The organism is Anaerolineae bacterium (genome assembly GCA_013178015.1).
GTDB lineage: Bacteria > Chloroflexota > Anaerolineae > DRVO01 > DRVO01 > Ch71.
In genome coordinates this window covers 26,256-35,081 of sequence record JABLXR010000042.1, presented here as the reverse complement: position 1 = coordinate 35,081, position 8,826 = coordinate 26,256, and the positions used below count along the sequence as shown (strand labels likewise).

Annotated in this window: 7 protein-coding genes and 1 pseudogene; 5 read left to right on the top strand and 3 right to left on the bottom strand. The window is 66.6% G+C overall.

The window, feature by feature from the left end; translation table 11 throughout:
- A partial coding sequence (locus HPY83_15290; GenBank protein NPV09309.1) for an ABC transporter ATP-binding protein occupies positions 1-1,636 on the bottom strand: 1,636 nt, incomplete at its 3' end.
- Positions 1,637-2,492: 856 nt separating this feature from the next.
- Here HPY83_15290 and HPY83_15285 point away from each other — a divergent pair.
- Both HPY83_15285 and HPY83_15280 read left to right on the top strand, forming a co-directional pair.
- The gene (locus tag HPY83_15285) at positions 2,493-2,696 is read left to right on the top strand and encodes a hypothetical protein (protein NPV09308.1); all 204 of its coding nucleotides are present in this window, start codon (positions 2,493-2,495) and stop codon (positions 2,694-2,696) included.
- A gap of 75 nt (positions 2,697-2,771) precedes the next feature.
- A pseudogene (locus HPY83_15280) lies at positions 2,772-3,278 on the top strand (isoprenylcysteine carboxylmethyltransferase family protein).
- A 233-nt stretch (positions 3,279-3,511) separates the two neighbouring features.
- Here HPY83_15280 and HPY83_15275 read toward each other — a convergent pair.
- The gene (locus HPY83_15275; protein ID NPV09307.1) at positions 3,512-4,534 is read right to left on the bottom strand and encodes a Gfo/Idh/MocA family oxidoreductase; all 1,023 of its coding nucleotides are present in this window, start codon (positions 4,532-4,534) and stop codon (positions 3,512-3,514) included.
- Positions 4,535-4,804: 270 nt separating this feature from the next.
- Between HPY83_15275 and HPY83_15270 the strand changes: the two genes are divergently transcribed.
- Positions 4,805-5,164, top strand: a complete 360-nt coding sequence (locus HPY83_15270) for a phage holin family protein (GenBank protein ID NPV09306.1) — start codon at positions 4,805-4,807, stop codon at positions 5,162-5,164.
- Positions 5,165-5,265: 101 nt separating this feature from the next.
- Complete coding sequence (locus HPY83_15265) at positions 5,266-6,741, top strand: sulfatase-like hydrolase/transferase (GenBank protein NPV09305.1); 1,476 nt, start codon at positions 5,266-5,268, stop codon at positions 6,739-6,741.
- A gap of 112 nt (positions 6,742-6,853) precedes the next feature.
- Here the strand turns inward: HPY83_15265 and HPY83_15260 are convergent, their stop codons facing one another.
- Positions 6,854-7,606: an isochorismatase family protein gene (locus HPY83_15260; GenBank protein ID NPV09304.1), complete on the bottom strand. Its 753-nt coding sequence runs from the start codon at positions 7,604-7,606 to the stop codon at positions 6,854-6,856.
- 319 nt (positions 7,607-7,925) lie between these two features.
- Between HPY83_15260 and HPY83_15255 the strand changes: the two genes are divergently transcribed.
- On the top strand, positions 7,926-8,825 hold the full coding sequence (locus tag HPY83_15255; GenBank protein NPV09303.1) for an HDOD domain-containing protein: 900 nt from the start codon (positions 7,926-7,928) through the stop codon (positions 8,823-8,825).
- The last annotated feature ends 1 nt before the right edge of the window (position 8,826 follow it).

The window sequence follows — 8,826 nt, the reverse complement described above, 5'->3', positions numbered from 1 at the left end:
CCCGTTGTACCGTCGCCAGCCGGTGGGCGATGATGATGGCCGTCCGGCCTTGCAGCAACCGCTCGATGCCCCGCTCGACCATGGCCTCGGTAGCAGGGTCCAACCGGGAGGAAGGCTCATCCATGATGACGAGACCGGGGTCGCGCAGGAACACGCGCGCCAGGGCCAGTACCTGGGCCTCGCCGGCAGAGAGGCCCCGCCCGCCGGCGCCCAGCCTGGTATCCAGCCCCTGAGGCAGCGAGGCGAGCCACTGCGACAGGCACAGGTCCTTGATCACGCCCAGCAGCCGCTCCTCCGGCACCGTGCGATCGAACAGGGTGAGGTTGTCCCTCACCGTGGCCTGGAACAGTTGCACGTCCTGAGTGACGATGCCCACCCTTCGACGCAGGTCCTCCAGCCTGAGGCCCTTGACCTCCCGCCCCGATAGCCGCACCGCCCCGGCCGACGGGTCGTACAGGCGGAAGAGCAGGCGGCTCAGGGTAGTCTTGCCGCAGCCGGTCCTCCCCAGCAAGCCCAGCTTGCGCCCCGGCTCCAGGCGGAAGCTCAGCTCCGTCAGAACGGGCTCGTCGCCGTCCTCGTAGATGAAGGACACGCCGTCGAAGTCCAGCCCCAGCGCTCCGTCCGGCAGCGGTGCTCCACTGCCGTCGAGGATGGTCCGCTCGCTCTGCAGCAACTCGGTCACCCGGCCGATGCTGGCCACGGCTTTCTGCAGGTCCTGCAGCTGCTGGGTCAGCTGCTCGATGGGCCGGAAGAGCATGAGCATGTAATAGCTGACCAGGTACACGGTGCCGATAGTGAAGGCTCCGGAGAGGTAGAGGGCGGCTCCCAGCCCCAGCGCCAGCACCCGCCCGGCGCCGAACAGCCCCATGGACAGGACCCAGATCACCGATCGCCGCATCCAGGCGCGTACGGTCAGGCTGGTGAAGTCGCGCACCACCTGATGGAAGCGGCGCATGGCGTAGGCGCCGGCACCATTGGCCCGAATGTCATCCAGCCCTATAAGCCGCTCCTCGATGAAGCCGAATAGGTTGGCACTGGCCTCCCTCTCGTCGGCCGAGGCGCCCACGGCGAAGGATCGCACCTTGGCCAGCATCACCAGCGATGCCAGGGCGAAGAGAGCCAGGCCGGCACCGACCCGCCAGTCTTCCAGGAAGAGGACCACCAGGATGCCCAACAGCATCAGGGCGCTGCCCAGCAGTCGCACGACGAACTGGGAGAAGAAGTTCGCCAGTGAGAGCACATCGCCGTCTATGCGCTCGATCATGGTGCCCGGGGTATGTGCCTTGTGGAAGGGCATGTCCAGCGAGAGACAGTGCGCCACCAAGTCGGCCCGCAGCTCGTTGGTGGCCAGCCAGCCCACGTCGTTGCTCAGGTAGGCCACCATCAGAGAGAACCCCTGGTTGGCCAGGCCGACGCCCAAAAACGCCAGGGCGGCCAGGGCCAGCCTGCCGCTGTCCGCCTGGGCCTGGGCGGCGTCTATGAAGCCACGCACGATCTGGGGGCTGATCAACTGCAGGCCGGTGCTGCCCAGGAGCAGAGCGCCCAGGGCGCCGGCCTTGAGCCGGTGAGGCCCCAGGTATCGGCCCAGTAGTTCGAGGTAACGGGCGATGGACGTCTTCACCGAGTGCCACTCCAACCTGACTGAAACGAGAGGAGCCGATCGCGATGGACCCCGCGACCGGCTCGCAACACGCGAAAAGGCCACGGGGCTGGTCGTGCGCCCGTGGCCTGGGGTGGCCTGGTGTCAGATCGGATCAGCTACCGATCTGTACCCCTGACGGAGGGTGCACTCGTCCCCCGAACACGTGCGAGACCCACCTGCACGCCGCACGGGGCGAAGCGGTTGTTCACCCGGCGCACCTCCTTTCGCAAAGTGGCACAATCTAGCACGGTAGCAGCCGGCGTGGCAAATGGCGGTGGCTCCGTTGCACGCTCAGCCTCACGCAAGGACGCAGAGGGGCAAAGCCGGTCCAGGACGGAGCAGACGGTACCGCGGAGCCAACCCCACACAACCTAGGGAGTCGACGCGCCACACGCCCGTCACCCCCATGAGGAGTCCGCGCGCCCACACGCGAGGTGCACGTCCCAACTCGGCCCGACCAACCTGCACCCACGGTCGTCGACTGCCCGGAAACTCATCGAGAGGGATTCGCGTGAGCTGTCTGACCATCTCTCTCGTCCCCACTCCAGGCATCATGGCACGACAGAAGCACGGCCGCCGCTGATGCCAGCCCGCGAGGAGGCCAGCCCCGCTCTGGGCGATGCTCCACTTGAGGAGTTCGCGCGCCCACGCGCGAGGCGCACGTCCCAACTTGGCCCGACCAACCTGCGCCCACGGTCGTCGACTGCCCGGGGGGAGCGGGGCTATTCCTGCCCAGCCCAGCCGGTCGACGCTTGGCGCTTTACAGAAACCGCCAGATCAGTACTATCCTGGAGCGAAGCGACCCGAGGCTGGGTCATTCTAGGTTAGCCGCAATGCTAGAGGTGCAGAAATGGGAGAACCGAAGGGACTGTACGACAAGTACCGCGTGCGCAAGACCGACACCGGGGAGGAACTCGAGGGAGACTACTTCGTCCTGCGGCCCGGGCGCGACCCGGCGGCGCGCAAGGCGCTGGCCGCCTACGCCGAAGCCGTGCGGCCCACTAACGAGGTACTCGCCCGCGACCTAGACGAATGGCTGAGCCGCCTCAAGTGAGCGCCGGCCCGGCGCCCACCTCAACTGCAGACGGAGCATGACGGGGGCCATGCCCGGCCCTAGCAGAGTCGCCGCCGTCCCCACCGGAGAGACGCAGCTCAGAGTCAGCGCGGAGCGAGCCCAGTGAAGCGAGACCAACTCATCAGCTTAGCCCACATCGCCGCCTTCATAGCCGTCGTCCTCATTAGCCTGGCGGCCAAGACCCAGTCGCTGCTGTCGGCGTCCACGAGCACGACGCTGGGCATTGTCCTCTTTGCCACCGGCTTCGCCATCTTCGCCTGGGCGCTGGCCTACCTGCGCCTGGAAGCCCTGGGCATGATCGAGCTCCGCTCGGAGACATTCCTGGAGGTGGGGCCGTACCGCTACGTCCGGCACCCGCTCTACCTGGGCGTGATCATCGGCTTGGTCGGCCTGGCTCTGGCGCTACACAGCCTCTGGGGGGTGGTGGCTACCCTGGTGTTGTTCCTCCCCCTGTCCATCTACCGCGCCCGGCTAGAGGAAGCTGCCATCGCCAGGCAGTTCGGCGAGCGGTGGCAGGGCTACGTGCGGGACACGTACTTCCTGATACCGTTCATCTACTGAGCGGACGACGGACGGCGTTCCTGGGGCCAGGAAGCACGGGCTGAAGCCGCGTGCTAGAGAGGCGAAGCCGGCCCCTTCGCTTCGCTCAGGGCAGGCTCTACGGCCGGCTGGGGATGATCCAGTGCAGTCCGGGCCTGGCCCCGGCTTTACGAGCCAAGCCCGGTTCCCGCTCCCCCTCGTCCCGCTGCGCCCCCGGCGGGAGCGGCTACCGCGGCCGCTCCCAGGACAGGCATCTACGACAGCTTCACCTGCGTCTGACCCTGATCGGCCGCCTGCTGAATGGTGAGGGCGACGCGGCTGGCGGCGAGCACTTCCGCCGAGCTGAGGTCAACGCCAGCAGTATCGCCCCGGACTTCCCTTAGGAACGATTCCAGGTAGCCCCCACGGTTGCCCACTCCGGTGGCGATCACCTCCGGTTCCTCGGCGTCACTGCGGTACACGATCACCTGGTTGGCGGTGGGGATGGCCTCGAGCAGCCCCTTCGACCCCGATAACATCATGCGCCAGTACTGAGGCATCCGGTATCCCATCTTGTCGGGCGAGAGATAGGAGACGTCACACAGCACCCCACAGCCGTTGCTGAGCGTAGCCATGAACTGCCCCGCGTCCTGGAAGCTGGGTTCCTGAGGCAGGCGGGCGTTCCAGGCTCGAGCCGCCTCCAGCCGGACGAAGGTCTCCCCCGTGATCCAGGGGATGGCGTCAACGGCGTGGATGCCGATGTCATTGATGGTGCCACCGTGCTTGCCGGGCTCGAAGTACCAGCCCGGCCGAGTGCCATAGAGCAGAGGGTGCTGACCGGTGACCACGATCACGTGCACCTCGCCGATCTCGCCGGCCCGCACCAACCTCCGCGTCTCCAGCATGGTGCCGCCGTTGCGCATGTCCAACTGGCAGCCCACCGCCAGCCTCCCGGCCTTCGCCAGCCGCTCGATCTCGTTCAGTTCCCCCAGAGAGGTGCAGATGGGCTTGTCGGCGATGGCGTGCTTGCCGCGGCGCAAGGCCTCGATGATGATGCCGCCCCGCTTGCCGTAGTAGTCTCCCACCGCAATCACGTCGCAGGCGACGGAGTCGAGCAGCTCCCGGTACGAAGAGTGGGTGATCTGCACCCGGCCGGATTGGGCCAGCCCGGAGCGGGTAGCCTCGTCCTCTTCGCAGGCGGCCACCACCTCGACGTCCTCCCGACTCCGGGCTAGGTCATAGAGACTGAAGATGTGCCCGTGGCGAAACCCGACGAATGCGAACCGCACTTTGTCCATTGTCCTACCATCCTTCCCCGTCCGGCGAGACGGGATTGATCGCTTTGGTCGGCAGCCATGATAGACGAGATGCACCCGACTGCCCAGAGCCGGGCGGCCGGGCGCCGCCCCAACCGCGTTGTCCCGTGGTAGGGGCAGGCCACTGTGCCTGCCCTGGCCCCGCGCCTACCCCGACGCGGTGGCCGTCTGCCGCCATTCGCGTATAATGGCGGCGGGCCGGCGCCCGGCCGGCACGTTAGCCTCTTTTGTTTCAGGCTCAGGAGGTCGCTAATGAGGTTTCTCACTCGCCTGGTCATCACTGCCGTAGCCCTCTGGGTGGCAGTCCAAATCGTGCCCGGCATCAGCTACGAGAATGGGGTTCTAGGTATGCTGGGAATGGCGTTCATCTTTGGCCTGGTGAATGCCCTCATCCGTCCCATCGTCGCCGCCCTCACCTGCCCTCTGGTAGCCCTCACCCTGGGCCTGTTCACGCTGGTGATCAACGCCCTCATGCTCTGGCTGGCCAGCGCCATCGGCGGCAGCCTGGGCATTGACTTCGCCGTGCAGGGCTTCTGGGCCGCCCTGCTGGGCAGCATCGTCGTCAGCATCGTCAGCGTCCTCCTGTCCATCTTCGTGAAGGACGAGAGCTAGAGGACGTGGGCAGTGCTTAGTGGGTCAGGGCTGGTCAACACTTGACGGCTACTACCCACTATGCATTGCCCGTCATCCACTACTAAGGAGACACCTGCATCATGCCGCACCGACCGAACGTACTGCTGATCTGCACCGACCATTGGGCAGGTTCGCACCTGGGCATCGAGGGCCATCTCTCGCTCCTCACACCCACCCTCGATCAGCTGGCCCGCAATGGCGTCCTCTTCTCCCAGGCTTACTCCGAGTGCCCGGTGTGCATCCCTGCCCGCCGCACCCTCATGACCGGCACCACCCCTCGCACCCACGGCGACCGGGTCTACACCGACCGGATGCTCATGCCCGACGTCCCCACGCTGGCCCAGACCTTCCGCGACGCCGGGTACCAGGCCTACGCCTCGGGCAAAATGCATGTCTACCCTCAGCGGAACCGCATCGGCTTCGACGACGTGATGCTGGGCGAGGAGGGCCGGGTTCAGTTCGGCGTGGTGGACGACTACGAGCTCTTCCTGGGAGACCAGGGATACGCCGGCCAGCAGTTCGCCCACGGCATGTGCAACAACGAGTACCTGTGGCGCCCCTGGCATCTGCCCGAGTACTGCCACGTCACTAACTGGACCACCCGGGAGATGGTGCGCTTCATCAAGCGACGCGATCCCACCCGTCCTAGCCTGTGGTACCTATCCTACTGCCACCCCCATCCGCCCTTGGCTCCCCTCCAGGCCTACCTGGAGATCTACCGCGATGTGGAGATAGACATGCCTTTCGCGGGCGAGTGGGCCCAGAACGAGGCCACTCTGCCGCCAGCGCTGCGGGAGTTCCGCGAGCAGTGGAGCCGTCTGAGCGAGGCCGAGATTCGAGGAGCCAGGCGAGCCTTCTACGCCCTCTGCACCCACATTGACCACCAGATCCGGGTGGTCATCGGGGCCATCAGGGAGGAAGGACTGCTGGACAACACCATCATTATGTTCACTTCGGACCACGGGGACCTGCTGGGTACCCACGGGCTCTGGCAGAAGCGCTGGTTCTACGAGGACTCCGCCCGCGTGCCCATGATCCTGTTGGGCACGGCCGGGGACGAGCGCGTGGGTCATCACCGGGTGGACAATCGGCTGGTGGGTCTGCAGGACGTCATGCCCACGCTTCTGGACCTTGCCGGGCTGCCCATCCCCGACACCGTCGAGGGCATCTCTATGGTGGGTGAGCAGAGACGGGACTACCTCTTTGGGGAGATCTCCAATGGAGCCCGCGCCACCCGCATGGTCCGCGATCGGCGCTACAAGCTGATATACTACCCCCTGGGCAACGTTACCCAGCTGTTCGACATGGAGAACGACCCCAAGGAGCTGCACGACCTCAGCCAATCGCCCGAGCACCAGGACATCAAGGAGCGGCTGACGGCCGCGCTCATCCAAGAACTCCACGACGGCGACGAGGCCTGGGTGCAGGAAGGCAAGCTAGTAGGGGTCCCGGCCCGCCCCTTCGCGCCCGGCCCCAACCGCGGCCTCTCCGGCCAGCGCGGTCTGCACTGGCCCATAGCCCCCTCGGTGGGTGAGTTCGAGGACGTGGGAAGGTAGTAGGCAAGTGGAACGCCGATGACGTTGATGAGACGCTGATCTGCGCTGAGCTTTCATCACTGTCTCCTTACCTATCAGCGCAATTCAGCGTGGTGTCAGCGTCATCAGCGTTCTACTGTCGCATCCGCTCCGCCGTCAGGTCGTCGCTGGTGAAAGTGGGGCACCAGAACTTCTCGATGTAACCGATCACCAGCGCCGTCCCTTCCTCGTGGCTCACGTAGGGCGGCCGCATGGGGTTGTACATGGTGTCGGTCAGGTCTCGGGCCAGGGCCACATTGAGGCCCCAGCGCACCGCCTGCTTGATGGCGAAGGGGCGGTTCAGCACACACATATTGGTGTGCACGCCGGCGTAGATCACGTTCCTGATCCCCCGGGCGGCCACGATGTTGTAGAGCTCCTGCCCGTCGGCGCTGATGGCGTCCCCCTCGGCGATTTCGATGGCAGGGTGCTGACGCGTCCAGGGGCGGCTCCAGGTCGGCTCGCCCGTGTCTGACCCGTGGTCGGAGTCGTCTATGGGCAGGGGCGGGTCGTCGTGCTCTGCCGGCGCAGGCAGCTCTGCCAGGGGCAGCGACAGCACCCATTCCCGCGCCGGGTGACCCCGGTAGAAGTCCATAGTGTCCGACGGGGCGTGCACGATGAGGACACCTTTCTTCCGGGCCGCCTTGAGCACGGCGTCCATCCGCGGCGCCAGGACGTTCACCCGCTCGGTGGCGCCCCAGGACCAGTGCGTGTCCCACATGTCCACCACGACGAAGGCCGTCTGACCGGCGGGCCAGATAGCCTCGAACTCATGCACGCACCATCCGGTACGTCCGGTCGTCTTGGGAGTCTGCTGTCGGAAGGTGAGTCTCAGATCGGCTGCCATGGCACATCCCCCGGGGGCAATAGTCTCATGGGCCGAGTGTAGGGCGCCACGCGGCGCCGGTCCAGCCAGCCGCCCCGCTGGAGACTGTAAAGCATCTGCCGTTCCTGCCGATACTACCCCAGCGGCTCGGCGACAGTCGGCCCTCCGGCCGGCGGGGGGTCGCTCGGTGGCCGTGGCGTCGCCCGCAGCCGGGCTGGGGCAGAGCCCACCGGCGACGTGATCTCCGACCGCACACACCTGGAGGTGCAGTGGGCGCTGCCACAGGCCCCCAACCCTGCTACACAAGGACTGGGTCGCTTCCCCAGCCGAGGCAACCTCGATGGCCCCAGCCAAGCGACTGCCGGAGGTGGGCATGAAGGTGGCCGCCATCGAGATCCCCCGGGCCTTGCGACAGATCCCGCCCCTCTCGCAGGCGCTGATCCGGGCCCTGCAGCTTACTCGCGACCCTCAGTCTCACCGCTCGGAGCTAGCTCAGGTGCTATCGCTGGATCAAGCCCTGAGCGGCCACTTCCTGAGGATGGTAAACTCGGCCTACTACGGTCTCCCCCGGCGTATCGGCTCCCTCGACGAGGCCATCGCCTACCTGGGCTTCGAGACAGTGCGCAAGGCGGTGGTGGGCCTAGCGGCGCACGCCTGGCTGTCGTGTGCCCTGCCCGCCTACTCCTTGGAGCCGCGCGGCCTCTGGCGGCACTCAGTGGCCGTGGCGGAAGGCGCGGAGCGGATCGCCAGCGCCCGCGGGTTGGCTCCAGCATCGGAAGCCCACGTGGCTGGCCTCTTCCACGACGTGGGCAAACTGGTGCTGGACCTGCTGCTCGATGGAAAACCCGAGTGGCGGGCGGCCGTCGAGGAAGAGCCGGGCGTGGACTGGACGGAAGTAGAGTACCGGCTACTAGGCCATCATCACGCCCAAGTGAGCGCCGCCGTGCTCAGCGGCTGGAACTTGCCCGAACACATCGTCGAGGCCGTAGCCTGGCACCACGCACCAGCGCGAGCCGGAGCAGCCAGACGTCTGGCCTTCGCCATCCACATCGCCAACACAGCGGCGCTCATGGCCGGCATCGGTGCAGACATGGACGGCCTGCCCTGCTCCCCGGATGCGACGGCTCTCCAAGAGCTCTCTTGGAGTGAGCGGGAGACAGTCGAGTTGGCGGAAGCCATGCCGGGAGCGGTGGCCGAGGCAGAGCGCCTGCTGGGCCTCCGTCCGGGGATGGAACGCTAGT